23 protein-coding genes are annotated in these 26766 nt (G+C 71.8%); 12 read left to right on the top strand and 11 right to left on the bottom strand.

Translation table 11 applies throughout. The annotated features are described in order from the left end of the window. Positions 1–29: 29 nt before the first annotated feature. The 3 genes from ACLII4_RS10635 (at position 30) to ACLII4_RS10645 (ending at position 2686) form a co-directional block, all read left to right on the top strand. Complete coding sequence (locus ACLII4_RS10635) at positions 30–734, top strand: winged helix-turn-helix domain-containing protein (protein ID WP_412067375.1); 705 nt, start codon at positions 30–32, stop codon at positions 732–734. A gap of 75 nt (positions 735–809) precedes the next feature. Continuing rightward, positions 810–2303, top strand: coding sequence for an ATP-binding protein (locus tag ACLII4_RS10640; RefSeq protein ID WP_412067376.1), 1494 nt, complete (start codon positions 810–812; stop codon positions 2301–2303). Further along, a complete protein-coding gene (locus tag ACLII4_RS10645) occupies positions 2300–2686 on the top strand; it encodes a BLUF domain-containing protein (protein ID WP_412067377.1) in 387 nt (128 codons plus the stop codon). The genes ACLII4_RS10640 and ACLII4_RS10645 overlap by 4 nt, the downstream gene beginning before the upstream one ends. Positions 2687–2750: 64 nt before the next feature. Here ACLII4_RS10645 and lhgO read toward each other — a convergent pair whose 3' ends face one another. Genes lhgO through ACLII4_RS10660 form a run of 3 tightly spaced genes read right to left on the bottom strand, consistent with a single transcriptional unit; the run spans position 2751 to position 5967 of the window. Beyond that, positions 2751–3944, bottom strand: a complete 1194-nt coding sequence (gene lhgO / locus ACLII4_RS10650) for an L-2-hydroxyglutarate oxidase (RefSeq protein ID WP_412067378.1) — start codon at positions 3942–3944, stop codon at positions 2751–2753. 2 nt (positions 3945–3946) lie between these two features. Continuing rightward, on the bottom strand, positions 3947–5392 hold the full coding sequence (locus tag ACLII4_RS10655) for a T9SS type A sorting domain-containing protein (protein ID WP_412067379.1): 1446 nt from the start codon (positions 5390–5392) through the stop codon (positions 3947–3949). After that, complete coding sequence (locus tag ACLII4_RS10660) at positions 5392–5967, bottom strand: hypothetical protein (RefSeq protein WP_412067380.1); 576 nt, start codon at positions 5965–5967, stop codon at positions 5392–5394. Before ACLII4_RS10660 ends, ACLII4_RS10655 begins: the two co-directional genes overlap by 1 nt. A gap of 135 nt (positions 5968–6102) precedes the next feature. Between ACLII4_RS10660 and ACLII4_RS10665 the strand changes: the two genes are divergently transcribed. From ACLII4_RS10665 to ACLII4_RS10680, 4 genes are all read left to right on the top strand, one after another. After that, complete coding sequence (locus ACLII4_RS10665; RefSeq protein ID WP_412067381.1) at positions 6103–9168, top strand: thiamine pyrophosphate-dependent enzyme; 3066 nt, start codon at positions 6103–6105, stop codon at positions 9166–9168. Continuing rightward, positions 9168–9899: a DUF1573 domain-containing protein gene (locus ACLII4_RS10670; protein ID WP_412067382.1), complete on the top strand. Its 732-nt coding sequence runs from the start codon at positions 9168–9170 to the stop codon at positions 9897–9899. Before ACLII4_RS10665 ends, ACLII4_RS10670 begins: the two co-directional genes overlap by 1 nt. Before the next feature lie 30 nt (positions 9900–9929). Then, positions 9930–10739, top strand: coding sequence for a DUF547 domain-containing protein (locus ACLII4_RS10675; protein WP_412067383.1), 810 nt, complete (start codon positions 9930–9932; stop codon positions 10737–10739). A 182-nt stretch (positions 10740–10921) separates the two neighbouring features. Then, on the top strand, positions 10922–13732 hold the full coding sequence (locus ACLII4_RS10680; protein WP_412067384.1) for a S8 family serine peptidase: 2811 nt from the start codon (positions 10922–10924) through the stop codon (positions 13730–13732). A gap of 210 nt (positions 13733–13942) precedes the next feature. Here ACLII4_RS10680 and ACLII4_RS10685 read toward each other — a convergent pair whose 3' ends face one another. From ACLII4_RS10685 to ACLII4_RS10695, 3 genes are all read right to left on the bottom strand, one after another. Further along, complete coding sequence (locus ACLII4_RS10685) at positions 13943–14518, bottom strand: hypothetical protein (RefSeq protein WP_412067385.1); 576 nt, start codon at positions 14516–14518, stop codon at positions 13943–13945. 410 nt (positions 14519–14928) lie between these two features. Continuing rightward, a complete protein-coding gene (locus ACLII4_RS10690; RefSeq protein WP_412067386.1) occupies positions 14929–16641 on the bottom strand; it encodes a M20/M25/M40 family metallo-hydrolase in 1713 nt (570 codons plus the stop codon). A gap of 53 nt (positions 16642–16694) precedes the next feature. Beyond that, positions 16695–17198 carry a hypothetical protein gene (locus tag ACLII4_RS10695; protein WP_412067387.1) on the bottom strand — a complete coding sequence of 168 codons (504 nt, stop codon included), beginning with the start codon at positions 17196–17198 and terminating at the stop codon, positions 16695–16697. 466 nt (positions 17199–17664) lie between these two features. On the opposite strand from ACLII4_RS10695, the gene ACLII4_RS10700 reads away from it, so the two are divergent. Then, complete coding sequence (locus tag ACLII4_RS10700) at positions 17665–18567, top strand: hypothetical protein (RefSeq protein WP_412067388.1); 903 nt, start codon at positions 17665–17667, stop codon at positions 18565–18567. 194 nt (positions 18568–18761) lie between these two features. Next, positions 18762–19007, top strand: coding sequence for a type II toxin-antitoxin system RelE/ParE family toxin (locus ACLII4_RS10705; protein ID WP_412067389.1), 246 nt, complete (start codon positions 18762–18764; stop codon positions 19005–19007). Between the two features lie 59 nt (positions 19008–19066). Here ACLII4_RS10705 and ACLII4_RS10710 read toward each other — a convergent pair whose 3' ends face one another. Further along, positions 19067–21373: a penicillin acylase family protein gene (locus tag ACLII4_RS10710; protein ID WP_412067390.1), complete on the bottom strand. Its 2307-nt coding sequence runs from the start codon at positions 21371–21373 to the stop codon at positions 19067–19069. 69 nt (positions 21374–21442) lie between these two features. Here ACLII4_RS10710 and ACLII4_RS10715 point away from each other — a divergent pair, with 69 nt between their 5' ends. Then, positions 21443–21760, top strand: coding sequence for a DUF2188 domain-containing protein (locus tag ACLII4_RS10715; RefSeq protein WP_412067391.1), 318 nt, complete (start codon positions 21443–21445; stop codon positions 21758–21760). Positions 21761–21976: 216 nt separating this feature from the next. Here the strand turns inward: ACLII4_RS10715 and ACLII4_RS10720 are convergent, their stop codons facing one another. Together ACLII4_RS10720 and ACLII4_RS10725 are read right to left on the bottom strand one after the other, a co-directional pair. After that, complete coding sequence (locus tag ACLII4_RS10720; protein WP_412067392.1) at positions 21977–22159, bottom strand: hypothetical protein; 183 nt, start codon at positions 22157–22159, stop codon at positions 21977–21979. A gap of 62 nt (positions 22160–22221) precedes the next feature. Further along, a complete protein-coding gene (locus tag ACLII4_RS10725; RefSeq protein WP_412067393.1) occupies positions 22222–22557 on the bottom strand; it encodes a hypothetical protein in 336 nt (111 codons plus the stop codon). A 115-nt stretch (positions 22558–22672) separates the two neighbouring features. Between ACLII4_RS10725 and ACLII4_RS10730 the strand changes: the two genes are divergently transcribed. Beyond that, a complete protein-coding gene (locus ACLII4_RS10730) occupies positions 22673–23887 on the top strand; it encodes a pyridoxal phosphate-dependent aminotransferase (protein WP_412067394.1) in 1215 nt (404 codons plus the stop codon). A gap of 153 nt (positions 23888–24040) precedes the next feature. Here ACLII4_RS10730 and ACLII4_RS10735 read toward each other — a convergent pair whose 3' ends face one another. Further along, entirely contained in the window at positions 24041–25450 is a 1410-nt protein-coding gene (locus ACLII4_RS10735) for a Y-family DNA polymerase (protein WP_412067395.1), read from the bottom strand. Then, entirely contained in the window at positions 25447–25899 is a 453-nt protein-coding gene (umuD, locus tag ACLII4_RS10740; RefSeq protein ID WP_412067396.1) for a translesion error-prone DNA polymerase V autoproteolytic subunit, read from the bottom strand. Before umuD ends, ACLII4_RS10735 begins: the two co-directional genes overlap by 4 nt. A gap of 157 nt (positions 25900–26056) precedes the next feature. On the opposite strand from umuD, the gene ACLII4_RS10745 reads away from it, so the two are divergent. Next, positions 26057–26671, top strand: a complete 615-nt coding sequence (locus ACLII4_RS10745) for a hypothetical protein (protein ID WP_412067397.1) — start codon at positions 26057–26059, stop codon at positions 26669–26671. The last annotated feature ends 95 nt before the right edge of the window (positions 26672–26766 follow it).

Below are 26766 nucleotides of genomic sequence, written 5' to 3' on the forward strand. Positions count from 1 at the left end.
TCCCTTCACCCGCCCACGCACTCCGCATTATGGCTACCTCGACCCCGCAGGAGATCACCATCCTCGTCGTCGACGACGAAGAGGACGTCGTCGAGATCATCTCCCACTTCCTCCGCGAGGAGGGCTACAACGTCCTCACGGCCTTCGACGCCGACGAGGCACTTTCCAAGGCCGGCCCCGACGTGGACGCCATCCTGCTCGACGTGATGCTCCCCGGCATGAGCGGGTTCGAGATCGCCAAGCGACTCCGGGGCCGCGTCGAGACGGAGACGATCCCGATCATCATGATGACGGCCAAGACCGAGGAGTCGGACCAGCTCCAGGGTCTCGAGAACGCCGACCAGTACCTGACCAAGCCGGTCAGCCCCAAGGTCGTGCTCGCCAACATCCGTGCGGTCCTGCGCCGGACGGGCACCGAGGAAAGCAAGACGCTCTCGGTCGCCGGCCTGACGATCTACGAGGACGAGTACCGCGCCACGCTCGACGGTGACGACCTCGGCCTGACGCTGACGGAGTTCGAGCTCCTGCGCTACCTCGTCCGCCACCCGCGCAAGGCGTTCACGCGCCAGCAGCTGCTGGAGACGATCTGGAAGGACGCCATGATGGTCACCGAGCGGACCGTCGACGCCCACATCAAGAACCTTCGGGAGAAGCTGGGCGACTTTGCCCGCCACATCCAGACGGTCCGCGGCGTCGGCTACCGGTTCGTCGAAGAGGCCGAAGCCGAAGCGTAGGTGCCTTGGGGCAGGGGGGCGGGTGTTGGGGCTCTCCCGCCCCACTCCCATCCCCTCATCCCCAACCCCACCGTCATGCGCTGGCGCAACGTCCGCGAACTCGTCTACCCACGTCGGGCCTCGACCCAGACGTGGATGATGCTGACGTTCGCGCTCTTTGTGGGCGTGGCTGTCGTCGGCGTCGGGCTGTACTCGTTCCTGATCCTTCAGGGGCAGGTACGCGACGCGGCACGAGATACGCTCCGTGAGGAGGCGTCCCGCTTCGCCGTCCAGCTGGAAGCCCAGCCCGACCGGGCGGCGCTCGTGGACCTCGCTCGGCAGCTCGCCGAGCTGACGGAGATCCAGGTGGTGGTCGCCACCGACGACGACGTCATCGCCGACTTCGGGCCGTTGGCCGGGGATGTGGACGCGGCCGAGTTCTTCGCCCGCGAGGAGGTCGCCGAGGCGCGAGCCGCCCCCGACCGCGTCGGGTTCGCCGAGCGGACGGGCCCCGACGGGCAGGAACGGTTGTTCGTCGCGCTCGGCCGCCCCGAGACGGGATTGCTGGTCCGCTTGGGCGAGCCGGTACCCATGCTGCTCCGGGCCATCCAGTCGCTCCAGGCGGCGCTCGCCATCGGCATGGTGCTGGCGCTGCTCACGGCGCTCCTGGGCGCGTGGACGGCGGCACGCCAGGTGACGCGTCCCTTGAAGGCCATCACGCGAAGCGCGCAGAAGATCAACGAGGGCGACCTCGACGGCCGCATCACGGTCAAAACGCGCGCCGCCGAGTTCCAGGACCTGGCCCGGTCGCTGAACCACATGGCTCAGCGGTTCCGGTCGGACATCATGGAGTTGCAGCGGATGCAGCGCGTTCAGAACGAGTTCATCGGCAACGTGTCGCACGAGGTGAAGAACCCCATCTTCGCCGTATTTGGCTACATAGAGGCGCTCGGCTCCGACACGCTGCCGCCTGAACAGCGCAAGCGCTACGCGCAGAAGGGACTCTTCAATCTCCAACGCCTCAACAGCCTGTTCTCGGACCTGATCGAGATCGCCAAGCTGGAGTACCGCGAGGACCTCATCCGGCCGACCCGCTTCGATCTTCAGGACCTGATCGGTGAGGTCGGGGAGATGCTCGACCCGAAGGCCGAAGCGAAGGGGCTGGAGCTGAGCTACGACAACGACTCTCTAGAGGTCGTCGCCGACCGCAACCGCCTGCGGCAGGTGCTGACGAACCTGATCGACAACGCCATCTCGTACTCGGACGAGGGCTCGGTGCGCTGCCGGATGCGCCGCCACCTCGACACCGCGCGCGTCGAAGTCTCGGACACCGGACGCGGGATCCCGGAGGACCACCTCGACCGCATCTTCGAGCGGTTCTACCGCGTCGATTCGGCCCGCTCACGCCGAGAGGGCGGCACCGGCTTGGGCCTCGCCATCGTCAAGCAGATCGTCGAGGCGCACGGCGCGACGATTCACGTCGAGAGCACCAAGGGGCGCGGCACGCGGTTCTGGTTCGACTTGCCGCTGGCGGGGGCCGCTGGCGGGGACGGGGCCTTGTCCGAAGCCGAGCGCGCGGAACTGGCATGAGCGAGCACGACCTGTACGCCCTCGTCTACATCTCTGAGGCGGCCAGTCCATTCTCGGATGACGAACTCGAAGCCCTGCTGACGGACTCTCGCGCGTACAACCTCGGCGTCGGGGTGACGGGCTTCCTCGCCTACGAAGACGCCACCGCCGGCCGGCCGGGGACGTTCGTACAACGCCTGGAAGGCCCCCGCCGGGCGGTCCGAAACGTGTTCGAGGATCGCGTGCTCCCCGCGACGCGCCACACCGACGTCGAGGTCAAGATGGAGGGGCCGATCGCTGGCCGGACCTTCAGCGATTGGACGATGGCCTTCCAGAGGCGCACTGAGCACGAGATCGAGGGGTTCGACGCGCTCGTCGAGCGGCTCGGGCCCGCGCCGGAATAGCTAAGGGCGGCGGGCTCTGTCCGCATGGGTCCCGGGCCACAGGCGGTGGTGGAAGAGGTCGACGTTACACCTTGGCCAGGGTGAGCGCGGCAACGTGCTCGCCGACCGCCAGGGACGCCGTCGCCGCCGGGCTCGGCGCGTTGATGACGTGGACCGCGCGAGCTGTCTCCTCGATCACGAAGTCGTCTGCCAGCGTTCCGTCCGGGTGGAGGGCCTGGGCGCGGACGCCGGATGGCCCCCGCGACAAGTCCGCCAGCGCGAGGTCGGGCACCAGGCGGCGGGCGGCCCGCCAGAAGGCGCGCACGCTGAGGGACCGGCCCAGTTCGCTGAGGCCCATCGCGAGGTGGCGCCGCGCGAGGCGGCGGAACGCAGGCGAGGCCAGCGTCTCGCCGAGGTCGGCGGGCCGGACGTCGCGCAAGCGGTAGCCGTCGCGGGCAAACGCCAGCGCCGCGCTCGGCCCCGCGTCGACGGTGCCGTCGACGCGGCGCGTGAGGTGGATGCCCAAGAACGGGAAGGCGGGGTCGGGGACGGGGTAGATCAGCCCGCGCACCAAGTCCGCCGCGTGTGGTCGGAGCAGGGCGTACTCGCCGCGAAAGGGCACGAGCTGGACCGACGGATGGGCACCGAAGATGCGCGCCACCCGGTCGGCCCACAGACCGGCGCAGGTGACGAGCGCTCGCGCCTCGACGTCGCCAGCGCTCGTCTCGACCACGACGCCGTCCGCCGTCTCGCGCCCACCCACGACTGCGACGCCCGTTCGTACCTCGGCGCCGGACTCGCTCAGCCGCTGCGCCAGCCGCGCGGCGACCGCCGCGAAGTCCGCGACGGCGGTGGCGGGGACCCACAGGCCCGCATAGGCGCGGACGTGGGGCTCGTGCTCGCGGACGCCCTGTGCGTCGAGCCGGTGGACGGTCACGCCGTTCGCGGCGGCGCGCTCGGCGAGCACGTCGAGGCGCGGGATCTCGTCGGGTGCGACCGCCACGATGGTCTTGCCGGAGCGCACCACGGGCAGGTCCTCCGCCTCGCAGAACGCCTCCATCTGCGCCTTGCCCGCTCGACAGAATGCGGCCTTGGCGCTTCCGGGACGGTAGTAGACGCCTGCGTGCAGCACGCCGGAGTTGCGCCCGCTCTGGTGCGCAGCGACGCGATCCTCCTTCTCCAGAACGACCACGCGGAGTCCGGGCCGCGCCGCCAGCGCCGCTCGCGCGACGCCCAGCCCGACGAGCCCCCCGCCGACGATGGCGAGGTCGACACGCATCGCTAGCGGACCAGGACGACGCGCGTCGTGCCCTGCACGCTCTCGCCCTGGAGACGGATCACGTAGGTGCCCGCAGGCAGCGTCCGGCCGTCGACAAGAAGCGACTGCCACTGGCCGCCGGGGGCGACGCCGTCGAAGAGCACCTGCACGCGGCGCCCGGCCAGGTCGTAGAGCTCGGCGGTCACCGGCTCGGTCGTCTCGACGCGGAAGCGGGTGGTGGTGGTACGCTGGAACGGGTTCGGGCGGGCGGCCTCGAACTCGACGCCTCGGGTGCCGGGTGCGGCGGAGACTTCGAAGCCGATCGGCACGAGCATCGGCCCGACCACGTCGCACTCGAAGGGGGCGCCGGCGGAGTGGAGCGCGCCGGAGCGGATCCAGAAGACGGTGTCGACATTCTCGACCGACTCCCCGTCGAGGAAGGGCTCGTACGCGAAGGCGCAGCCGCCCGAGCTGATCGTGGCGCCGTCTTCGATCTCGTCCATCTTGTAGCGGAGCACCAGCGCGTCGATCTTCGAGAACGGGTCGACGGGGAGGCGCCGGTCGGCGTCGCCGGGGCGGATCTCGTAGCCGATGCCGCTGGCGCCGTCGACGACGCTCCAGTACGTCGCGTCGGAGGGCCCGCCCAAGACGCGGGAGGCCTCTTGGGTAAAGGCTAGGGCGCCGCCCGCGCCGTGCTCCGTGATGATGTCGTCGGCGGCGGTGCCGTCCAGGTCGAAGTCGAGGCGCCAGTAGGCGTGGTGCCGATGAGCGGTGCCGGTGCAGACCGCGTCGGCGGCGGCGAACGAGAACTCGGGCCAGATGCGGCCGTCCGCGTAGAAGTGCCACTTCATGCGGTAGCGGTACCAGCCCGCCTCGGTGTGGCCCGTCAGCACCAGCTCGCTGCCGTAGTCCTCGACGGAGATCCCCTCGAAGTCGCCCACGTCGCCGCCCGGCGAGGTGTTGCCCGGGTCCTCGTTCGCCTCGCACGACGTGCGGACGGCGCCGGGCGCGGAGACGGCGATGCCCGAGCGGATGTCCGCCCGTTGCCCGTTGACGACCGGGCGCGGCGACACGAGCCCGCAGTCGCTCGCGAGCACGGCGTCGGCGCTCAGCTCGATCGGGGCCTCGTCGGTCATCCAGTCGCGGAAGCAGCCGCAACCGCCCGCGTCGTACTCGACGTTGAGGACCGGGACGCTGGCGCGGGCCAGGATGAGGCGCCCACGGTAGCGGACGTCGCGCAGCTCCAGCCCGCTGCTGTTGACGGTCGTCCGGTTGGCCGGGCGGTACACGTCGAACTCCCAGACGGGGTCGTCGGCGGGCCAGGCGATATGCCCGTTGGGGACGGTCGGGGCGGGGTTGCCCTGGTTCCACTCGCCGTTCGTGGCGCAGGTGGGCTCGGTAAGGTCGATCTGGGCGCTGGCGCTGGTCGCAACGGCGAGCGCGAGCAGGAGGGGGGCAAGCGTGCGCATCAGAGTCTCGACTGGCGGCGGGCGGCGGGGTTGGCGAGGTTGCTGTCGGCCTGCGGGTGCGCGTCGGCGTCCAGAACGCTCAGCGTGCGGAGGTCGACGATCGCGTAGCGGATCCGGCGGGCGGGCTGGCCCGGGCCTGTCTCGAATACGTCGACGGTGACGCAGCGGCCCCCGGGCCCACAGGGGTGGCCGGCCTCTCGAAGCAAGGGGAAGCCCCCTTCCACATGGACCGTGCCCTGCGCGCGAGCGATTCGGGGCGCCACCTCGGGGTGCTCGGCCACCAGGGTCCGCGCCAGTTCCTGCTCCTGGGGCGTCGGCCCGGCCGTGCTCGTGGCGCTGACGCGGCGGGACAGGACGCGCCCGCCCCCGTCGACCGACTCGTCGACGTATTCCCCGCGCGTGGGGAAGTAGGTCACCGTCCGCGTCACCAGATCGCGCCGGCCGTCGTTGATCTTCACCGAGTCGGCGGAGGCAAAGAGGACGCGCGGCGCCTCGGCGCGCAAGGCGGCCTGGGCGCCAGCGGGCGTGGCGAGAACCATCAGCGCGAGGGCGACGAGCAAGCGAGAAACGGCCATCGCAGTGGGGGGGACTGGGGGCAGGAAGGTAGGGTGCGCAGGTGCCGGCTCCCAATCGCCCGGTGGAACGGGATGGGGACGCGACACCATGCCCGAGGTCGGGCCCGTCCGAAAGCGGTTCCAGCCCCTCGTATCTTGCCGGCCCTTCCTCTGGCGTGCATCCAGCCGCGCGCCGAGGCGTTCGCCCGACTGTTCCCTCCGACCGCTCTCATGGCCAGCGACCGCCCCGATCCGTCCGACGACGCCCGCCCGCGCTTCACCACGCGGACCTACCTCCTGCCCGACGACGAGCCCGACGCCGGTGCCCCGACGGACGCTGCCTTCGGCACCGGCGACATCGACGACGACGCGCTCGACGCCATCGTCCAAGACGTCGACGCGGGCGACGCCGCGGCCTTCGTGTGGCCGGCCGACGTGGGCGAGGCCCTGCCGCTGGCGGATGCCGACCCGGAGCCGGTCCAGACCGACGCGGACGAAGCGGTCGCCGCGATGTGGGACCCGGAGCCCGACGCCGCGGGCCAGCCCGCTCCGATCGCGGCGCCGTTGGAGGCGTTCGACGAGCCCTTGACCATGGACGCCTCGGAGTTCATGCCGACGAGCGACCCCTTCGCCTCGCAATCGGTCGAGGCCGCAGATCTCCCCGCCCCGCCCCCGGAGGGCGCGTCGCCCGTGGCCGCCGATTCGGACGACCCCCCTGAGGAGGCGACCGGCTTCGGAGACGCTGTCGCTTCCGCGGGGGCGTCCGTGCTGGGCGCCCTCGCCGATGTCGTGGAGCCCGACGCCGACGCGGGCGGTGCCGAGACGATCCTGCCCGACGAGCCTGCGGACCCCTTTGCAGCCGCCGACCTCGACGAACCAGACGTCGAGCCCGAACCCGACACCGGCCCCGTCGAGATGCCGACGGTCTCCCTTGGCGACCTCTACGACCCGGAGTTCACCCTTTCCGACGAGCCCGCCGCCAGCGCGGACGCCGCCCCCGACGCCGCTGGCGTCTTCGATTCCCCCGACTCCCCTGTGACCGACGACGTGACTTCCGACCTCCTCGACGCCCCTGCCGATGTAGACGCCAACGACGCCGCGACCGACGCCGTCGACGACGCGTTCGACGCCGCGACCGATGCGGACAAGGCCGAGACGCCTGAGACCATCGAGATCGAGGGCGACCTCGACGTGCAGCTGCTCGGCCCGGCGGACTTTTCGAAGGACGAGCTCCGCGACGTGCTCCGCACGATGATGACCTCGCGCAAGCTCGACGAGAAGATGCTGACGCTGCTCAAGCAGGGGAAGGGCTACTTCCACATCGGGTCGTCGGGCCACGAGGCCAGCCAGGCGGCCGTCGGGCGCGAGTTCGAGGGCGGCAAGGACTGGTTCTGCTTCTACTACCGCGACCTCGCAACGGCGCTGAGCGTCGGCGTGACGCCGGCCGAGATCTTCCGCGCGCACTACGGCAAGGCGACCGACCCGTTCGGCGGCGGGCGCCAGATGCCGGAGCACTTTGGCCACCGGGCCCTCAACATCATGTCGACCTCGTCGTCGGTCGCGGCGCAGTACGTCCCGGCCGTCGGGTTCGCGCTGGCGGTCGCCCGCGAGGACGACCCCGAGGCCGGCCCGACGCGGGCCGTCTACGCCTCCGGCGGCGAGGGGTCGACGAGCCAGGGCGCCTTCCACGAGGCGCTGAACTGGGCCGCTCGCGAGACGCTGCCGGTCCTCTTCCACATCCAGGACAACAAGTTCGCGATCTCGGTCCCCGTCGCCGAGCAGACCGCGGGCGGCTCCATCTGGCACCTCTTGGGCGGGTACTCGGGCTTGAAGCGCGTCCGCTACGACGGCACCGACTTTTTCCAGTCGGCGTCGGTCGCCAAGGCGGCGATGGCGCACATCCGGGCCGGGAACGGCCCCGTCGCGCTCCACGCCGATCTCGTCCGCCTGCTGCCGCACTCGTCGTCCGACGACCACCGCAAGTACCGCGAGGACTCCGCGATCGCCGCCGACCTGGCGCGCGACCCGATCCCGACCTTTATCCGCCAGCTGACGGAGGCAGGCGTGATGACCGACGACGAGGTCGACGCGCTCCGCACCGAGGTCGCTGGCGAGATCGACCGGCTGGCCAAGGAGATCGAAAAAGAGGCCGACCCCGACCCGGCCACGGCGACCGACTACGTCTACTACGACGGCCCCGACTCGCGCGAGTACGAGACCGACGGCGAGGCCGGCGACCTGGTCGTCATGGTCGACGCCATCAACCACGCGCTCGACGAGGAGCTGGACCGCGACGAGCGCGTGCTGGTCTACGGCGAGGACGTCGGCGGCGGCAAGGGCGGCGTGTTCACGGCGACGCGGGGGCTCGCGGCGAAGCACGGCAAGCACCGCTGCTTCAACAGCCCGCTCGCCGAGCACTCCATCGTCGGCAGCGCCGTCGGGCTGGCGTGCGCCGGCTACAAGCCGGTCGTCGAGATCCAGTTCGCCGACTACATCTGGCCCGCGATGCAGCAGATCCGCAACCAGGTGGCGTCGATGCGCTACCGCTCCAACAATGAGTGGGCGTGCCCGATGGTGCTCCGCGTGCCGGCGGGTGGCTACATCCACGGCGGCCTGTGCCACAGCCAGAACATCGAGGCGATCTTCGGCCACTTTCCGGGCCTGCACGTCGTGATGCCGTCGAACGCGGCCGACGCCAAGGGCCTGCTGAAGGCGGCCATCCGTGGCGAGGACCCGGTCCTGTTCCTGGAGCACAAGGCGCTCTACCGCCAGGGCCCGGCCCGGCGCCCCGAGCCCCACGCCGACTACCTCGTCCCGCTTGGCAAGGCGGCCGTCACGCGGGAAGGCACCGACCTCACGATTGTGACCTGGGGCGCGATCGTCTACAAGGCGCTCAACGTGGCGAAGACGCTGGAGAAGGAGGGCGTCTCCGTCGAGGTCATCGACGTCCGCTCGTTCCTGCCGTTCGACACCGAGACCGTGCTCGCGTCGGCACGCAAGACGGGCCGTGTGCTGGTGGCCTACGAGGACCACGAGTTCATGGGCTTCGGCGCCGAGATCGCCGCCCAGATCTCCGACGCGGCGTTCGGCGCGCTCGACGCCCCGGTAAAGCGCGTCGCTGGCGCGTTTTCGTCCATCCCCTACGCCGACGTGCTCGAATCGGAGGTGCTCCCCCAAGACGACGACGTGCTGGAGGCCGCGCGCGAGGTGCTGGGATACTGATGAAGACCCTTCTCCTAGCCGCCGTGCTCGCGGCGCTGGCGCCGATCACCAGCGCCCAGGGCCGGCTGGCGTTCGAGTTGGCGACGGCCGACCTCGGCCGGTTCGCCGAGACCGGCGGGCCGGTCTCGCACACGTTCCGCTTCACGAACACCGGCGACGCCCCGCTGCGGCTGGTCGCCGTCGAGGCGTCGTGCGGCTGCACCACGCCGTCGTGGACGTCGGCGCCGGTCGCGCCGGGCGGGTCGGGCGCCGTCGAGGTGGCCTACGACCCGGCGGGGCGGCCCGGCGATTTTGAGAAGGCCGTGTTCGTGCAGGCGGAGGGCGCCGAGCCGGCGGCGGTGACGCTGCGCATCGAAGGCATTGTCCGGCCTGCGCTGGCGGACACCGGCGTCCGCGTTGGGGCGCTGGCGTTCCGCGCGACGACGGTCGACGTGGGCGAGATCCGCGAGGGCGAGCCGCTCCAGACCTCGGTGCAGTTTGCGAACGCGGGCGAGCGTCCGGTGCGTGTCGAGCGCGTCGAGGGGCCGGACGGCGTGGAGGTCGTCTTCCCGCCGCGCGCCGTCTTTCCGGACAAGCTGGGCGGACTGTTCGTCACCGTCGCCAACCCCGCCGCGTTCGCAGACGGTAGGACGGTCCGCATCCCGCTCGTGATGCACACGACAGACCCCGATGCGCCCGAGGTGACCGTCGTCGTAATGGGGACGCTGGCGACGACCGTCGCAGGCGAGTAAGACCGTGCGCCGTGGCCGCGTTGAGCGGCCATGACCCGTGCCCTCTGCCTCGCCGTCCTTCTGGCGCCTGCCGTGCTCGCGCAGCCCGCCGTCGAGGCGCCGCTGACCCGCGCCCTGGACGCTGTCGGGTCTGACGGCCTGGTTGACTACGCTCGCTTCGCGGGCCCGCTGAAGGGCGACCTCGACGCCGCGCTCGCGGCCGTTGCAGCGCAGTCGCCCGGGGCGCTGCGGTCGGACGCGCAGAAGACGGCGTTCCTGGTCAACGCCTACAACACGCACGTGTTGGCGGCGCTCGCGAGCCGGCCGCGCGCGCGCCACTTCGAGCGGGACGGGCTCTTCGACGACCTCTTTCAGACGCCGGTCCGCGTCGCCGGGCTTGCCATGACGCTGAACCAACTGGAGCACGGCATCCTGCGTCGGCAGGCGGAGGTGGACGGGCGGACCGTGCCGCGAGCCCTGCGGGCGCTGCGCCCGAGCCGCCTCGACCCGCGCATCCACGCCGCGCTGAACTGCGGGGCCGTCTCGTGCCCGCCGCTGGCAACCCGCGCGTACCGGGCGGCGACGCTCGACGCCGACCTCGGCCGCCAGTTCGCCGCCTTCATGGCCACGTCCCGGGCTGTGCGCAGCGACGGCCGCACGCTCGTCCTGTCGTCGCTGTTCGATTGGTTCGCCGCCGACTTCGCCGACGGCCGCCGGCTCGGCGACGCCCTGCTGGCGGCGATGCCGCCCGCTCGCGCGTCGGCCGCTCGCGACTGGCTCGCAAGGAGGACGGCGGATCAGCTCCGGGCGGATCGCCGCGTCCGGTTCGCCTACGACTGGACCGTCAACCGGGCCCGCTAGCGGTCGACGTTGCAGGAATGGAGGCCGGAGCACGCGCTGGCGAGGCGCGGTGTCGGAGGTGTCCGACATGGCCACGGTGGCAGGGTCCGACGCCGGAGGGGGGCGCTGGCCGCTTTAAGAAAGCCGGAGCGCCGGGGATGTTGGGGACGCCCACACGCTCCCACCCACTCCTCGCCCCCCCGATGACCACGTTTACCCCATCCACGCGACTGCTTCGCGGCCTGCTTCTCGCCCTCGCCGTGCTGCTGGCGGCCCCGTTCGCCGGCGCCCAGGCCGTTATCGGCGGCTCGCTACAGGAAGCTCTTGCCACCGCCGGACCGCTCACCTCGCTGGAGGTCGTCGTGACTTACGACCAAGAAGGGCCGCTCACCATCAGCCAGCAGTCGACGCTCGCCGGGCTGGTCGGCGGCGGCCGCTTCTTCCAGAGCTTGCCCATCGCCGGCGCCATCGCCACGCCGGCGCAGGTGGCGGAGATCGCGTCGCTCCCGGGCGTCTTGTCGGTCTGGCTCAACGAGGAGCTCCAGTACCACAACGACGGCTCGCGCCAGATCACCGGCGTCGACAAGCTCCGCGCGGACGCCACGATGCGGACCACGCGCGGCCTGCCGTTCTCCGGACAGGGCGTCGCCGTCGTCGTCAACGACTCCGGCATCGACGCGACGCACGCGGACCTGCCGTACGGCACCAAGGTGCTCGAGAACGTCCAGGCGCTGACCAACCTCAACGCCGTCGTCGACCTCGCGCCAATCACCTACGTGGAGGGCACGATGAACACCGACACCAACTCGGGCCACGGCACGCATTGCGCGGGCACGGTCGCCGGGCTCGGCGTGCGCAGCGGCGGGCTCTACGAGGGCGTTGCGCCCGGCGCCAGCCTGATCGGCTACGGCTCGGGCGGCGTCATCCTGATCCTGGACGGGCTCGGCGGCTTCGACTACGCCATCACCCACCAGTTCACGTTTGACGACCCCATCCGCGTCATCACCAACTCGTGGGGCTCCGACGGCGAGTTCGCCCCGGAGAGCCCGATCGTGCAGGCCAGCTACCGCGCCTACCAGCGCGGCATCAACGTCCTGTTTGCGGCCTCCAACTCGGGGCCCGGCGAGGACACCCACAACATCTACGCGCAGGCGCCCTGGGTCATCTCGGTCGGCGCTGGCGACAAGCTGGGTGCGCTGGCGGACTTCTCGAGCCGCGGCCGCAAGGGCGAGAGCTACGACTTCCAGACCTACGACGGCCACACGTGGACGTACCGCAACGACGTGAGCATCGTCGCTCCGGGCGTCGACATCATCTCGACGCGCGCGGTGACGAACGCGGGCGCGAACGGCGGCGACGGCGACATCGACGTGATCGCGCCGGCGCACCTGCCCTTCTACACCCAGATTTCGGGCACCTCAATGGCGACCCCGCACACGGCGGGCATCGTGGCGCTGCTCTTGGAGGCCGACCCGACGTTGCAGCCCGACGACGTCAAGCGGATCCTGCAGACGACGGCGACGAACATGCCCGGGCGTGAGATCTGGGAGGTCGGCGCGGGCTACGTCAACGCATACTCGGCGGTCGCGCACGCCCTCGGCTACCCCTCGGGCTCGCTGGCGCTGGTCAACAGCTTCCGGGGCGACTTCACGACGGAGGCCCTGTTGGTCGACGGCGCGTCGTTCGAGCGGACCGTCTTCTTCTCGCCGGTCGGCGAGCGTGAGGTGTCGACCTTCGAGGTCGGCCCCGACGTCGCCATCGTCAAGGCGCGCGCGATCGTCGAGGACAACACGGTCGCGATCGTGCTGACGGACCCGGCGGGCAACCGCTATGGCTCGGGCATCACGCTGCCCATCTTGGGTGAGATCGCGGGCGTCTCCGCGCCGGGCATGCCCGGGACGTGGACGTACTCGGTGAGCGGCATCGGCAGCGTCTCGGGCATCGGGCTCGACCCGCTCGGCGTCACGAACGGCACGGCGCTGCCGGGCGAGGTGACGGCGACCATCCAGTTCGTCGAGGACGCCGGCTTCCGCGGCATCGACGACGTGGAGGGCCACCCCGCCCAGCGGTTCATCGAGGCGGCCGTCATGGAGCGGCTGGTCGACGGGCGCACGCGGCGGATGTACCGTCCCGACCGCCGCCTTACCCGTTTCGACCTCGCCGAGTACCTCGTCCTGGGCGCGGGCGTCCGCCAGCCGGCCCCGGCGGACGTGCTGGCGCTGTCCGGCGTCTTGGCGCAGCACGTCGATTTCTTCGAGGCCGCTACGGCTCGCGGCGCCGCGATAAAGGACCGGACCGGCTTCGCGGCCGGCCTGCTCCCGATGCACGACGGCGCGGACTCGAACGGCTCGGTGGCGCGTCAGGAACTGGCGTTTTCGCTGATCGCGGCGCTCGGCCTGCACGGGGTCGCCAGCGGCTACACCGGCGACGTGTTCGTCACGTACGACGGCCAGCGCATCCGGCTCGGCGACTCCGACCAGATCGCCCCCGAGTTCCGGGGCTACGTCCAACTCGCCCTCGACGCCGGCCTCCTCAACGCGCAGTTCGGGATCTCGCAGGGCCCGTTCGACCTGGAGCCGACGATCACGGCGACGTTTGACCCCCGCCAGCGCGTCCTGCGTGGCGAGTACGCCGTCGCCGCCGTCCGCCTGTTCGACGTCTACGACACGGTCGATCCCGACGCGGTCGCCAGCGGTGGCACGAACGCGATGACGGTCGCCAGCCCCGTGGCGCTCGCGTCGTCCTCGACGGCCGACTTCGGCCTGACGGCCCCGGCGCCCAACCCGGCCGCCGCCCAGAGCCGCATCGCGTTCTCGCTGGCGACGGCCGGTCTGGCGCGGCTCGCGGTCTACGACGTGCTCGGCCGCGAGGTGGCCGTCTTGGCCGACGGTGAGATGGCCGAGGGTGCGCACACCGTGTCGCTCGACGCCCGCGCGCTCGCCTCGGGCACGTATGTCGTCCGGCTCAACGCGGGCGCCGAGGCGGCCACCCGCCAGCTCACGGTCGTGCGCTAAGGCATCGGCCCCCACCACCCGGCGACCCTGCGGGGCGCGGCCTTCGGGTCGCGCCCCGTTTTTTGTGGACGGGGCCGGTGGAGCCACGGTCGCGCCAGCAGGTCGGCTTGCGCATCGCTTCCGCGTCTCGTCGCTTGCGACGGTCGATCCCCTCACCCTGTCCCTCTCCCCGTGGGAGAGGGGGCGACGTAGGGGCCGTCACTGAGTTCTTTACCGGCTGGCGGCTTTGTCGAAGGCCTCCGCGAGCCGCTGGGCCGCGTCGGCGTCGAAGCTTTCCAGGAGCGGGCGGCCGTTGGTCTTGGCAGACTCGAAGGGGGACGGCTCGCCGTCGGCCATCTCGATCACCAGCCGGCCGCCCTCGGCGCGGACGTCGCGGACATCGGAGAGGGGAACGCTGATGGCGGTACGCAAGCCCTCGGCGATGGCGCCGGTGATGGTCCGGGCGAGGTCGGCGCCAAAGCCTTCCTCGTCCCCGACCTCGGCGTCCATCTCGTCGGCGATCTCGCGCTGGAGGGCGGGCGAAAGGCGGGAGTAGAGGACGGCGTCGGTGATGCCGAGGGCGATGTCGCCGTCCTCGGTCGTCGCCTCGTCGATGGCGGTGCCGGGGATGTCGGCCGACAGCCCGACACCGTCGATGGAGGCGCCGGCCTCGGTGCGAGCCTCGTCGACGGCCTCGCGCGCGTCGTCGTCGCGGTCGTCGGAGGACTCGGGGGAGTCGCCACACGCGGCGAGGACGAGGAGAGGCGCGAGGAAAAGCGCACGCCCTGTGAGCGGGATCGGTGACATGGGGATCAGGGAGATGTGGCGCTGGGCGTACGGGGTGGCGTGGTCGAGTTGCGCGCGGCTGGTGGCGTCGGCCTTGCGAGGCGCTTGTCGTCCTGCTCGGCGCAAGCGTCAACAAGGAGCGTCGAGGGCCCAGACGCGGGAGCCCTTCCTCTGTCCCTCTCCCGAGCAGGGCTGCAACGTTGTTGTTCTCACCTTCCACGACCGTCACCCTGCGCATTCGCTCAGGATGACAAAGTGTAGGGGTTCACGCTCAGTCGTAGTGGCCCTGCTCTCCCGAGGGGAAAGGGGACGTCGTGGGTGGGCGTGTGCCAGCACGAGGGTCTGCGCTTGACCCACGCCGTGGCAGGCCGCGGCGCTCCAGAGAGGCTGGCGCCAGCCGTCGGGCGGACGCCAGCTGTGCTGGGTCGCGGCTACTGCGCGGCGCGGGAGGCGGCGCGGGTCTCGGCGAAGGCCTCGGAGGGGCGCCACTCGGGCGCAAGCTCGGACGCCGCGAGGGCGTAGCCCAAACGGAAGGCCACACGCGTCTGCTGGACGATGCCGCCGAACGACAGGTCATCGGTGAGCTCGTCGGTCGGCTGGTGGTAGCGGTCGGCACGGTAGGCGTCGCGGACGCTCGCGCCGTAGTCGGCGGGGCGGTTGCGGTAGGTGTCGCCGGTGTTGATGAACACGGCGGGGACGCCGCCGCGCGCGAACGCGAGCTGGTCGGAGCGGAAGAACAGGCCCTGGTTCGGGGCCGCGTCGGCGGTGACGGACATGCCCTCGGCGCGGGCGGCCTCGATGAGCAAGGCGCGCAGGTCGCTGCGTTCGGAGCCGATGCCCACGATGTCGTCGGTCTCGCCGAAGAGGTTTCCGCTGTCCACGTTGACGTTGGCCACCATGTTGCGGAGCGGGACGGGCGGGTTGGCGGCGAAGTAGGCGGAGCCGAGCAGGCCGGCCTCCTCGGCGGTGAACGTGACGAAGTAGACCGACCGCTGGGGGCGCTCGGGGAGCGCGGCGAAGGCCTGGGCGATCTCGAGCATCATGGCGACCCCGGAGGCGTTGTCGATGGCGCCGTTGTAGATGCCGTCTTCGCCCGCCGCCAGCTTCTCGTTGTCGGTGCCTAGGTGGTCGTGGTGGGCGCCGAAGACGACGGCCTGCTCCGCGAGCCCGCGCCCGGTAAGCTTGGCGACGACGTTCTGGCCAACGAGATCGGCGGTTTGCTCGACGGTCATCGTCACGTCTGCGACGACGGGCAGCTCGATGGGCTGGAAGTCGCGGCGGGCGGCGAGCGTGCGCCACTCTTCGAGGGAGGAGCCGGTCATCTCGGCGAGCGCGCGGCCGGCGGTCTCCGAGATCCAGCCGCGGACCTCGAGGGCGCCCTCGGGCGGCTCGGCGCCGGCGGGGTGGGCACCGAAGGCGTCGCTCGCGATGACGCCGAACGGGTAGCCGGCCATCTCGTCGGTGTGGATGAGCAGCATCCCGCGCGCGCCCCGGCGGCGGGCCTCCTCGTACTTGTAGGTCCAGCGCCCGTTGTAAGTCAAGGTGTCGGCCTGGAAGAGGCCGGGCTCCTCGGCGGTCGCGGGCGGGTCGTTGACGAAGGACACCAGGACCTTGCCCGTCACGTCGAGATCGCCGTAGTCGTCCCAGTCGTAGCCCGGCGCGGTGATGCCGTAGCCGACGAACACGAGGTCTGCGCCGTCCACGTCGATGTCGCTGGCGTCGGTGTCCGTCGTGAGGGCAGCGTCGTCGACGAAGGAAAAGCTGGCGGGGTCGCCGTCGTCGGGACGGAACGTGAGGGGACTGGCGTCGGTGACCTGGACGCTGCGCAGGGGCACGTCCTGGACCCAGGAGCCGTCGGGCATGCCGCCTTCCAAGCCCATCGCCTGGAACTGGTCGACGATGTAATTGACGGTGAGCAGCTCGCCGGCCGTGCCGGTGCCGCGTCCGCCGAAGGCGTCGGAGGCGAGCTCGGCGACGTGAGCGCGCAAGTCCGTCGAGTCGATGGCCGCGAGGGCGGCGTCGGGGGGCGCGGGGGCCGTGCTGGCGTCGAACGGCGCGGGGGCGTTGTCGGCGGGGGACTCGGCGCAGGCGGCGAGGGCGAGGGCGGCGACCAGGACGAGGCGCCGGGGCGAGAGCGGGGACATCGGGCGGGAGGGAAGGGGGCCCAAGTCTACGGCGCCCGACGGCCCCCCTTTGCCTACAGCGCGACGCCGACGCCGACGAGCGGCTGGACGTGGACCACGGTCAGGTCGGTGAGCGACGCGCCCACGCGGAGGTGGGCGCGGCCCAGTCCGGCCCGGACGGCGGCCGACCCGTAGGGCACGGCGATCCAGGTCCCGGCCTCCCGGTGGGTGAGGAGCACGCCGGAGCGCCGCGCCAGCGCGCCGCCGACCTCGCCGTCGAGGGCCAGCCCGACGCGCCCGAGCGTGGCGACGGGCACCACGCCGGTCACGCCCGCCAGCAGGACGCTTCGGCTGCCGTCGATCCCGGCGTACTGGTTGGCATCGTAGGAGGCCCCGACGCGCACGCCCACGACGGAGGAGGCGCCGAGGCGGGCAATGTCGCGGGCGACGCCGAGGGTGTAGGCGCCGGTGGGGCCCCACGCCTCGGCGAAAACGGCAGTACGAAGAGGGGTGGGCTGGGCGGATGCGGCCATGCTGAGCGTGAGGGTCGCGGCGAAGACGAAGGCGAGGCGGAGCATGACGACGTGAGCGCGGGTGGGATAGGGTGTTGTTAATTCAGGATATAATTCGAATGCACTGCCGCTGTCACGTGGGCGGCCGAGGTTGGGTATTCGTGGGGACTGAAGAACGATGCAGGGAGCGAGTCGTACGTAGGTTGGGCTTCGCCGGTCGCCCTCCCCCGGCCCTTCATCCCCGCTTGCGCGGGGACAGGCTGGAGGGGAGGATGGATTCGAAGGGCCGCCGATCGGCTACCGCGAGCGGGGCAGGGCCCCGGGCTCGGGGGCATTTCGAGCCGCGCGTTTGCTTGTGAGTGCCGGCACGGCTATATACACAAGCGTCTAGGTGGTCAGGGCATTCCCGCTCGGTCCGTTGATCGAGCGCGTGTCGCTTCCGGCCCCGATGTGAGAGGAGGAAGGGGCACGGGTCTCGCCTTCGACACCCAGGCGCTCGCGCCTCTCTTTTTCTCCCTCCTCTGAGTCCCTTATGAAGCCCCTCCTCTCGCTCGCCCTCCTCGGCGCGCTCGCCCTCACGGGCTGCGACGCCGCCGGCCCCGGCGACGCCGCCGACTCCGCCTCGTCCGCCCACATCGGGTCGGCCACGTCCACGGAGTCGTTCGCCGGCACCGTGAGCGAGATCGTCGACCCGGCTGCGGAGACCGGGATCCCCCGGCGCTGGATGCGCCACGTCGGCGACCCGGCCCCCGCCGGCTACGGCCACGGCTACCAGTGGGGGACGCCGTCGATCACGACGCCGGCCGGTGCCGGCGCGGTCACGTTCACGGGCACGCTCGACGTGGTCGACGCGGTGGCCGGCGACTTCGGGCTGATCGGGCTGCTCGACACGGCGACGCTGGCGGCGGACGAGCGGGGCCTCAACGAGGGCAGCTACATCTACCTCTCCATGCGGAACGCGACCACGCTGGTCCTCGGGCTGAGCGACGGGCGGGGCGACGGCGGCGAGTACGTCCAGACGTTCCACACGATCGACCTGACCACGACGGACCGGGTCTTCGACGTCACGTTCACGATCGACGCGTCGGCCGACCCGGCCGGGTGCGCGACGGACCCGGCCGACGTGCCGACGGCCGAGGGCTGCCTGACGCTGGCGGTCGACGACCGGCCTGTGCTGACCGACAGCTACGGCACGATCACGAATGACGGGGCCAACGGCGGCATCGAGTTTCGCGACGGCGGGACGGCCGGCTGGGACGGCCTCGCCTCGGCCCAGGCGGCGACGGGCTTCGACTACGACTTCACGGTGTCGCCGACGGTGGCCCGCGCCCCGCAGACCAAGGACGACTGCAAGAACGGGGGGTGGCAGCAGTACGACAACCCGTCGTTCCGCAACCAGGGCCAGTGCATCCGCTTCGTCAACACCGGGCGGTAGCGCCCGGCGCCGTTCGGCCCCGCCCCGCTGCGCTCCCGGTGCAGCGGGGCGTTTTTGTGTGTGAGGGCCGGGCACGACGTCAGTCTTTTCGTGCGGGAGGCCGTTGAGCAGGGGCTGGCGGATAGCGAGGCGGGGCACGTGACGCCTGTGGCCGAGGTTCGCACCCGGCTGGGGTTGTCGCCGGGAACGGCGGCATGACCGTCTTCTGGACAGATCGGGCGTTTGATCACCTGCTCGGGATCCGCGAGCAACTCAGCCTTACGTCGATGGCCTACGCGGAGCGCGCGGTGGACCGGCCGGTGTCGCGGTCGGAGCAACTCGGAGCGTTCCCTAACTCGGGTCGCCGGGTGTCGGAATACTCGCGGGACGATCTCTGGGAGGTGCAGGTGTCGCCGTATCGCTTGATCTACCGGGTGGGCCGGAGCGGTTGGACGTACTAGCGGTCGTGCACGGCAGCCGCCAGCTTTCAGAGCAGGTGGCCGACCTGTAGCGCGAGCCTCTAGTCGGCGGGGGAGAGGGTGAGGCGGTAGACGGTCTCGCCGGGGAGGAAGGGGGAGGGGCGGCCTTGGGCCCAGTCGTCGTGGCCAGCGCCCCAGTACGGCGACAGGAAGTGGCCGGCCTGGCCGCCGGGCATGTGGAAGATCCCGCGCTCCTCGAAGCCGGGCGAGACGACCATCCGCTGGCTGGCGCCCATCGAGCGGCCCGCGACGCGGGGCATTCGGGAGTCGCCGGGCTGGGGGTGGGCGGGCATCCGCAGGCGGCCGCCGATGCCGGGGAGGGCGTCGGCCATGGGGTGCGTCATCACGAGCGCGTTGGCGTCGGCCCACGAGGTGTCGAGGTCGCCGCGAGCGACCTCGGAGGCGGCGTCGAGCAGCAAGGAGTCCCACGAGTCGTGGCCGGGCGGCAGGAGGTGGGTTGGCTGTTCCGTGACGAGCGCCCAGACGGCGGTCTCGTCGCGGGCCGGGTAGCCGGCGCGGGGCGCCAGGGCGCGGACGGACGCCAGCAGGGGCGGCAGGGTGCGCTCCACGACGCCGTCGCGGAAGCGGCGGACCAGGCGGTAGCCAGCGTCGTCGGCGTGGCCGCTCCAATCCTCAACGGTGCGACGGAGTGCGGCGAGGGAGTCGGGAGTAGGGGCGTCGGTGAGGGTCGTACGCAGGAGGTCGCGCCACCTTGCGTAGAACAGGGCGCGGTCGTCGAGCTGGATCGCCAGCAGGTCGCGCTCGGCGATGGGTGGGCGAAGGGCGGCCACGCCGTCGCGGATCTGCCTCGCGCGGGCGCCGTGCGCGTAGTCGGCGTCGCCGATGAGGGCGAGGGCCTCGCCGCTCGCCACGCGGTTGTTGGCGGACCAGAGGTGGCCGTCGGGCGGGTCGACCACGCGGGGCACCTCGTCGGGGCGGAGGAACCGGTCCCAGCGCGCATTCGGGTCCGTCGAGTCGACCGGGCGGCGTCCGTCGCGGCCGACGCGGTGGGGGATCTGGCCGGCGATGGTCCAGCCGATCCGGCCGGAGCGGTCGCCCGCGACGAAGTTCTGGGCGGGGATCCCGGCGCGGTTGGCCGCGTCGAGGACCTGGTCGAGCGTGGTCGCGGTCTCGGCGTCGAGCAAGGCGAGGTTGGTCGCCTCCGGGCGGTGGGCGCCCCACTGCATGGCGTAGCGCGCGCCGTCGGGCCCCGTCGCGGTGATCGGGCCGAAGGGCGTCTCCAGGATCACGACCTCGCGGACCTCGTCGCCGACCGTGACGTCTTCGCGCAACGTGTCGATGGCGACCGTCCCGCTGGCGGTCGCGATCATGCCGGGCGCGGGCTCGACGAGTCGGACGTAGTCGATGTAGTCGCCGTAGGAGTTGGTGAAGCCCCAGGCCACGTCGCCGTTGCTGCCGACGATCATCAGCGGGGCGCCGGGGAGGGTGACGCCGGTGATGCGGCGGCCATCGACGACGAGGGAGGCGCGGAACCAAATGTGGGGGAGGCGCAGGCCGAGGTGCATGTCGTCGGCGACCATCGCGGCGCCCGTCTCGGTGAGGCGGCCGGCGACGGCCCAGTTGTTGGAGCCGAGCACGGCGGCCTCCGGCTCGGCGGGCGCCTCGTCGCCGGGCTGCCAGTCGCCGAGCTGGGCGGCGCTCGGGATGGGCGGCGGCTCGACGGTGTCGCCCGCGAGCGGGGCGTCCCAGGCGTCGCCCGTCGGCATCAGGAAGTCCGCGAGCGCGTCGGGCAGGGCGGCGGTCAGGGCGTCGCGCTCCAATTCGAGGCCGTAGCCGCCGTCGAACTGCAAGTCGAGGTACATGGCGAAGGCGGCCAGGATGGCGTCCTCGGGACGCCACGGGTCGGGGGCCTGTCGGAGCGCGAGGTACTCGAAGGGGCGGGCGCCGAGCGCGTCGAGCCCGGCGTTCGCGCCAGCGGTATAGGCGTCGAGGACGGTCCGCTGGGCGGCGGGCAACGCCTCGGCGACGGCCTGGGCGCGAGCGCGCAAGCGATGGGGGCGCAGCGTCGAGTCCGTCGACCACGTCGCCTCGCCGAGCAGGGCCGACAGCTCGCCCCCCGCGGCGCGGCGCAGCAAGTCCATCTGGAAAAAGCGCTCCTGGGCGTGGACGTAGCCGAGCGCGCGGGCGGCGTCGGCGCGCGTGGCGGCGGTAAGGGTGGGGACACCGGCTGCGTCGCGCTCCACGACCACGTCGGCGCTCAGCCCCGCCAGCGTCTCCGTCCCGTCGAGGTCGGGGAGGCTGGCGCGCAAGGCCGTCCACAGGCTGCCGGCGCCGAGGGCGACGATCGCGACCACGACGGCGACGACGAGGAGGAAGACGCGTTTCATGGGGCCAATGACTCTGGGGGGACCGGATGGTACGGTCGGGCGTACACGGCGCCTTCACCTTCCGCCGCCATGCCCAGCCGCAACGTCTATCACGTCGTCCCCCACGATGGCCGCTGGGCCGTCCGTCTGGAGGGCTCGCCCTCGCTGTCGTTCGAGTCGGACGGCCGCGACGCCGCCCTCGACCGGGCTTCGGGCTACGTCCGCCAGCTGGGGGTCGGCCGAGTGGTGGTCCACTCCGAGCAGGGCCAGATCGAGACGGTCCACACGTTCGACCAACTCCCGGCGCCGACGGGCGGCTGGCGGGACGCCGTCCTGTCACAGCCGTACTACCTCGCGGCCGGCGCGGCGCTGCTGATCGCGTTCGGCTACGGGCTGAGTCGACGGTAGCTCGTGAGCGGGTCCGCTGGCGCGAGCCGTCCTACGACGTCCCCTCTCCTGTTGGTCTACGGTGTACACACACGCTGTGCCAGCGCTCCAAGAAGGCTCCTCACTCTCCTGCGATGTCCCCTCTACCGGCCGGGAGGGGAGGTCTGATTTGGGGTATCACTGATCGGCTGGCGCAAGCGGGTCGGCCGACGCGAGCCGAGCAGGGCGAGCGGGTCCCTAGTCCTGCGACAGCTTCGGCATCGCCTCGCGTCGCTCGGTCTCCTGCTGCTCCACCTGGCCTTGCACGGCGTCGTTGCCCCAGCCGCGGGTAATCATCAGCGTGGCGACGACGGACAGGATGAGGATGGCCGCGACAAAGACGGCAGCGAACAGGCGGGACTGAGAGCGAGACAGCGGCATCGGACCGGGGGCGTGCACGGTGCCAACCCGGCGACACGGCGCCCGGATCCGTGGAGATGGTGTCAGCCTTCGGCCCGCGCGTCGTAGGCGGTGATGCGGGCCGTCGCGATGGAGCCGCCGAGGGCGGCGGCCTGCCGGAACCACGCGACGGCCGTTTCCTCATTGGGGTCGACGCCGATGCTGCTCATGTAGCTCGTGCCGAGGGCGCGCATCGCCAGCGGGTTGCCGCGCTCGGCGGGCGCGGTCAGCCGCCGGATCGCGCCCGCAGGGTCTCCGTGTCTGGTGTGCTCGGTCCGCACCGAGTCGACGGCGGCACGGTGGGCGTGCTCCGGTGTGTGGACGGTCGGCCGGCAGCCGACGACGGAGAGGACGAGCAGGAGAACTCCGAGGCGCCTCACAGGCCGACGTGGGAATGTGGTATCGAACGCACCGGGCCTCGCCATTACCCGCTCCGCCGGCCACCCCGGAGCCGGGCCGGGCGCTAGCTTTCTCGACAACCCGCCCGACGCCCGCATGGAGACGACCGCCACCGACACCGCCACCCGCCTCGCCGGCCGCCTCTCCGAGCGCATCCGGTCCGTCCCGCCGTCCGGCATCCGGCGCTTCTTCGAGATCGCCGCCACGATGGACGACGTGATCTCGCTGGGCATCGGCGAGCCCGACTTCGTCAGCCCAGACCCCATCATCGAGGCGGCCAAGGCCGGGCTCGACGCGGGCCGCACCAGCTACACCGCCAACCTCGGGCTGATGGAGCTCCGCGAGGCCATCGCAGGCGAGCTCGACCGGCTCTACGACCTCCAGTACGACCCGAAGAGTGAGGTCATCGTGACCGTCGGGGCCTCCGAGGCCATCACGATCGCGCTGCTCTCCCTTCTCGACCCCGGCGACGAGGTGCTCATCCCCGAGCCCTGCTTCGTGAGCTACGGCCCGACGGCCGAGTTCTGCGGCGCCAAGGTGGTGTGGGTCCCGACGCGCGCCGAGAACGACTTCCAGGTGACCGCGGAGGACATCCGCAGCCGCATCACCGACAAGACGAAGCTGCTCTTCTTGGGCTACCCCAACAACCCGACCGGCGCCGTGCTCCGCCGCGACACGCTCGAGGACATCGCCGAGGTGGTCCTCGAGCACGACCTGTTCGTGCTCTCCGACGAGATTTACGACCGGCTCGTTTACGGCGACGCCCACGAGCGCGGCCACGTGTCGGTCCCGTCGATCCCCGGCCTCTACGAGCGGACGATCTTGATCAGCGGGTTCTCGAAGGGCTACGCGATGACGGGCTGGCGGGTCGGCTACGCGGCGGCCCCGAAGCCCATCCTCGACCAGATGTACAAGGCCCACCAGTACGTCGTGATGAGCGCGCCGACGATGGCGCAGATCGGTGCGCTCGCCGGCATCCGCGAGGCGCAGCCGGACGTCGAGCGGATGCGGCTGGCCTACGACGACCGCCGCCGCCTGATCGTCGACGGCCTCAACGCGGCCGGGCTGCCGACCTTCGAGCCCGAGGGCGCCTTCTACGCGTTCCCCGACATCACCTCGACGGGGTTGTCGTCGGAAGACTTTGCGCAGCGGCTGCTCCAGGAGGAGCACGTGGCGTGCGTGCCCGGCTCGGCGTTCGGGCCGAGCGGTGAGGGGTACCTCCGCTGCTCGTATGCGACGGCCATCGAGCAGGTCGAGGAGGCCGTCAAGCGGATCACCCGGTTCGCGGACAAGGTGCGGGCGGAGGGCTAGTGCCCTAGGGCCCGTCACGAGAATCCGGGTCCTGTCTGCGCGAGGCCTCTGGCGGCGCCTGCCCCGTTGCCCTCCTCGTCCGATGCTCAGGCATCGATCTCGTCGGGCGCCTTGCAGGCACCGCCAGCGGCTCTCGCTCGGCAACGGACCGACTTACATGACGGACCCTAGGGCAAGGGGCAGAGGAGCACGTTCGGAATCCCCTTGCCCCATGCCTCTCGCCTCTGGCCCTTCGATCCGCGCCGTCGGCAACTCGTCCCAGCGCGTCGTGTAACGAGGCGAGAGGTGCTGGCGGGCCATGCCCCAGTCGGGTCCGGCGCCCGCATGGATGCCGCGGAGCTCGTCGGGCGTGCCCTGCGCGGCGACCACGAGCGCGCCGCGCCCGAAGCGCCGCGAGATCCGGTCGAGCGCCTCCATCATCTCGGGGTGCTCGCGGACGGGCGCGTCGAAGAGGTGCGTCTGGCCCTCGCCAGCGGGTCCGAGGCCGGTCAGCATCACGCCCGCCTTTTTGAACCGGGGCGCGCCGCCGCCGGGGCGGACCAGGCACGGGGCCACCAGCGACCGCGCCGCGCGGACGATCGCGAGCGTGTCGTTCGTGGGTGTCGGGAGCTCGACGACCGCGCGGCCGTGGTGGACCGGCGACCCGTGCCGGCCCGTCGTCACGAACGCCTCGACGACCGACGCCGCCAGCCCGTCGCGCCGCAGCATCGCGGCGGCCGTGGCCGCGTGCATCGCCACGGCGCGGCCGATCGGCTCGGCCTCGGTGAGCGCGTGGCCGAACATCCGCGAGCGGACGAGCGACCGGCGCGGCGGGGGCGCCTCCGAGAGCGGGAGGCACGAGACGCCCCGCAGCTCGAGTGCCGTCCGCAGGAGCACGACGTTGTAGTGCTTGCGGACGTAGCCGTCGTCGAGCGCCGCGAGGCCGGTCGCCGTGGGCGCGCCGTCGAGCGCGAGCCGCCGCGCCCAGCGCCGGCCCACGCCCCACACGTCGCCGACGGGCATCGCGGCCAGGAACCGCTCGCGATCCGGGTGCCCCCACCAGCAGACGGTCTGGCTCTCCAGGGTTCGTGCGTACTCACTGGCGGCCTTCGCGAGCGTCTTCGTCTCGGCAATCGAGACGCGGACCGGGATGCGCGTGGCGTCCCAGACGGCCTGCCGGATGGCGCCCGCGAGCGCGTCGAGGCGTTCGCGCTCGGCGTCGGGGCGGTGGGCGTCGGCGCGCAATTCAAGAAACGCCTCGTCGATCGAGTACCGCTCGACCTCGGGCGAGAACCGCTCCAGCACGCGGAGCACGCGCGACGACAGGTCGTGGTAGAGCGCGTAGTTGGAGCTGAACACGGTGACGCGCTGCCGCTCCAGCGTGTCGCGCACCTTGAAGTACGGCGCGCCCATCTCGACGCCGAGTGCCTTGGCTTCGGCGCTCCGCGCGATCACGCAGCCGTCGTTGTTCGACAGCACCACGACCGGCCGGCCGCGCAGCTCGGGCCGGAAAAGCTGCTCGCACGAGCAGTAGAACGCCGAGCAGTCGACGAGCGCGACGAGCCGCCGCGTGCCCCCGGTCATGGCTTCCCCCGGAGCGAGCGGACGACGTGCGTCACGACGCCGCAGACCAGCAGCTCCTGGCCGTCGCCGAACCGGATCTCGTGGTAGCGGTGCGACTCCTCGGGGAGCGGGTCGGGCGCGAGGTACGCCCCCGCCGCGTCGCGGCAGAACCGCTTGACGGTGTGCTCGCCGTCGACGAACGCGACGACCAGGTCGCCCGGCTCCGGCGCCAGCGCGGCGTTGACGACCAAGAGGTCGCCCGACCACACGCCGGCCCGCATCGCGCTCCGGCCCTCGGCGCGGACGTAGTAGGTGGCCGCCTCATCGCGGATGACGAGCTCGTTGAGGTCGAGCGCGCGCTCGACGTAGTCGCTGGCGGGGGACGGGAAGCCGGCGGCGCAGGGGTCCTGGAACAGGGGGCGGACGAGGGGCGGGCCGGCGACGAGCGGGACCGGCGCGGAGGTCGTCATGGACAGGGCGGGGGAGAAGGGTCCGAAACATGGCGTTAGGCGCTGCCATCTCCGGTGTCAGCATGTGCAAAGGGGGTGGGGTCGTGTCGGGGCACAGCGATGGGGCCAGACTTCGCCTGTCGGGTAGGTAGATTTCATCGTTCTGATCTCCTGCCTGATGCGTCTCCTTCTCCTCTGCCTCCTCGGCCTGTGTCTCGCCGCCCCCATCGCCCATGCGCAAGCGTCGGGCGGGGCGTCGGCGGGGACGGTATCGGTGAGCGTCCCCCTGCTCGCGCCGCTCGGCGTCGGCGCCCGCGTGTGGGTCGCCGAAGGGGTGGCGGTCGGGGCTGTCTTCGACCGGTCCGCGTTCGAACTCGCGGGCCTTGGCGCGGACCGCGACCCGTTTTTCGACCCGGACCCCGAGGCGTGGACGCTCGCGGTGCAGCTGGAGTCCGGGGGAAGCCGGGGCCGCCTCGAGTTCGCGACGGGTGGGCAGGTCTTCGTCCAGCGTCAGGTCGACGATGTCTACGTGGGCGGTCGCCCTGAGACGAGCGTGTGGGAGGACGGGCGCCGCGTGGCGGCCGTCGGGGCGGGCGTCCTGCTACGGACCGCCGTCCGCGTCGTGGGGCCGGTGTCGGCGGGCGTCGAGAGCGGGCTGGGGCTCCGCCGGGTCTGGACGCAGGGCGGGACCGAAGAGCGGGACGGCGCGACGATCCTATACACCCTCGACGACACCCGGTCGCGGTGGGCGTTCGGCGGCCCCGTCCGGCTCTACGTCGCCGTCCGGTGGTGACGGCGGCGGTTCTCGGTCGTCACCCCGCTCCCCAGCGGACCGCTCTGGCCACGAGGCTGCGGGCCCGAAGTGAAGGGTTGAGTCCGGAGCCTCAT

The sequence above is a fragment of the Rubrivirga aquatilis genome (assembly GCF_046845665.1).
Classification (GTDB): Bacteria; Bacteroidota; Rhodothermia; order Rhodothermales; family Rubricoccaceae; genus Rubrivirga.

Bases quoted from the DNA above. Each gene is read 5' to 3' on its own strand.
- ACLII4_RS10635 (WP_412067375.1), top strand. From the start codon at position 30: ATGGCTACCTCGACCCCGCAGGAGATCACCATCCTCGTCGTCGACGAC.
- ACLII4_RS10640 (WP_412067376.1), top strand. From the start codon at position 810: ATGCGCTGGCGCAACGTCCGCGAACTCGTCTACCCACGTCGGGCCTCG.
- ACLII4_RS10645 (WP_412067377.1), top strand. From the start codon at position 2,300: ATGAGCGAGCACGACCTGTACGCCCTCGTCTACATCTCTGAGGCGGCC.
- lhgO (WP_412067378.1), bottom strand. From the start codon at position 3,944: ATGCGTGTCGACCTCGCCATCGTCGGCGGGGGGCTCGTCGGGCTGGGC.
- ACLII4_RS10655 (WP_412067379.1), bottom strand. From the start codon at position 5,392: ATGCGCACGCTTGCCCCCCTCCTGCTCGCGCTCGCCGTTGCGACCAGC.
- ACLII4_RS10660 (WP_412067380.1), bottom strand. From the start codon at position 5,967: ATGGCCGTTTCTCGCTTGCTCGTCGCCCTCGCGCTGATGGTTCTCGCC.
- ACLII4_RS10670 (WP_412067382.1), top strand. From the start codon at position 9,168: ATGAAGACCCTTCTCCTAGCCGCCGTGCTCGCGGCGCTGGCGCCGATC.
- ACLII4_RS10675 (WP_412067383.1), top strand. From the start codon at position 9,930: ATGACCCGTGCCCTCTGCCTCGCCGTCCTTCTGGCGCCTGCCGTGCTC.
- ACLII4_RS10680 (WP_412067384.1), top strand. From the start codon at position 10,922: ATGACCACGTTTACCCCATCCACGCGACTGCTTCGCGGCCTGCTTCTC.
- ACLII4_RS10685 (WP_412067385.1), bottom strand. From the start codon at position 14,518: ATGTCACCGATCCCGCTCACAGGGCGTGCGCTTTTCCTCGCGCCTCTC.
- ACLII4_RS10690 (WP_412067386.1), bottom strand. From the start codon at position 16,641: ATGTCCCCGCTCTCGCCCCGGCGCCTCGTCCTGGTCGCCGCCCTCGCC.
- ACLII4_RS10695 (WP_412067387.1), bottom strand. From the start codon at position 17,198: ATGCTCCGCCTCGCCTTCGTCTTCGCCGCGACCCTCACGCTCAGCATG.
- ACLII4_RS10700 (WP_412067388.1), top strand. From the start codon at position 17,665: ATGAAGCCCCTCCTCTCGCTCGCCCTCCTCGGCGCGCTCGCCCTCACG.
- ACLII4_RS10705 (WP_412067389.1), top strand. From the start codon at position 18,762: ATGACCGTCTTCTGGACAGATCGGGCGTTTGATCACCTGCTCGGGATC.
- ACLII4_RS10710 (WP_412067390.1), bottom strand. From the start codon at position 21,373: ATGAAACGCGTCTTCCTCCTCGTCGTCGCCGTCGTGGTCGCGATCGTC.
- ACLII4_RS10715 (WP_412067391.1), top strand. From the start codon at position 21,443: ATGCCCAGCCGCAACGTCTATCACGTCGTCCCCCACGATGGCCGCTGG.
- ACLII4_RS10720 (WP_412067392.1), bottom strand. From the start codon at position 22,159: ATGCCGCTGTCTCGCTCTCAGTCCCGCCTGTTCGCTGCCGTCTTTGTC.
- ACLII4_RS10730 (WP_412067394.1), top strand. From the start codon at position 22,673: ATGGAGACGACCGCCACCGACACCGCCACCCGCCTCGCCGGCCGCCTC.
- ACLII4_RS10735 (WP_412067395.1), bottom strand. From the start codon at position 25,450: ATGACCGGGGGCACGCGGCGGCTCGTCGCGCTCGTCGACTGCTCGGCG.
- umuD (WP_412067396.1), bottom strand. From the start codon at position 25,899: ATGACGACCTCCGCGCCGGTCCCGCTCGTCGCCGGCCCGCCCCTCGTC.
- ACLII4_RS10745 (WP_412067397.1), top strand. From the start codon at position 26,057: ATGCGTCTCCTTCTCCTCTGCCTCCTCGGCCTGTGTCTCGCCGCCCCC.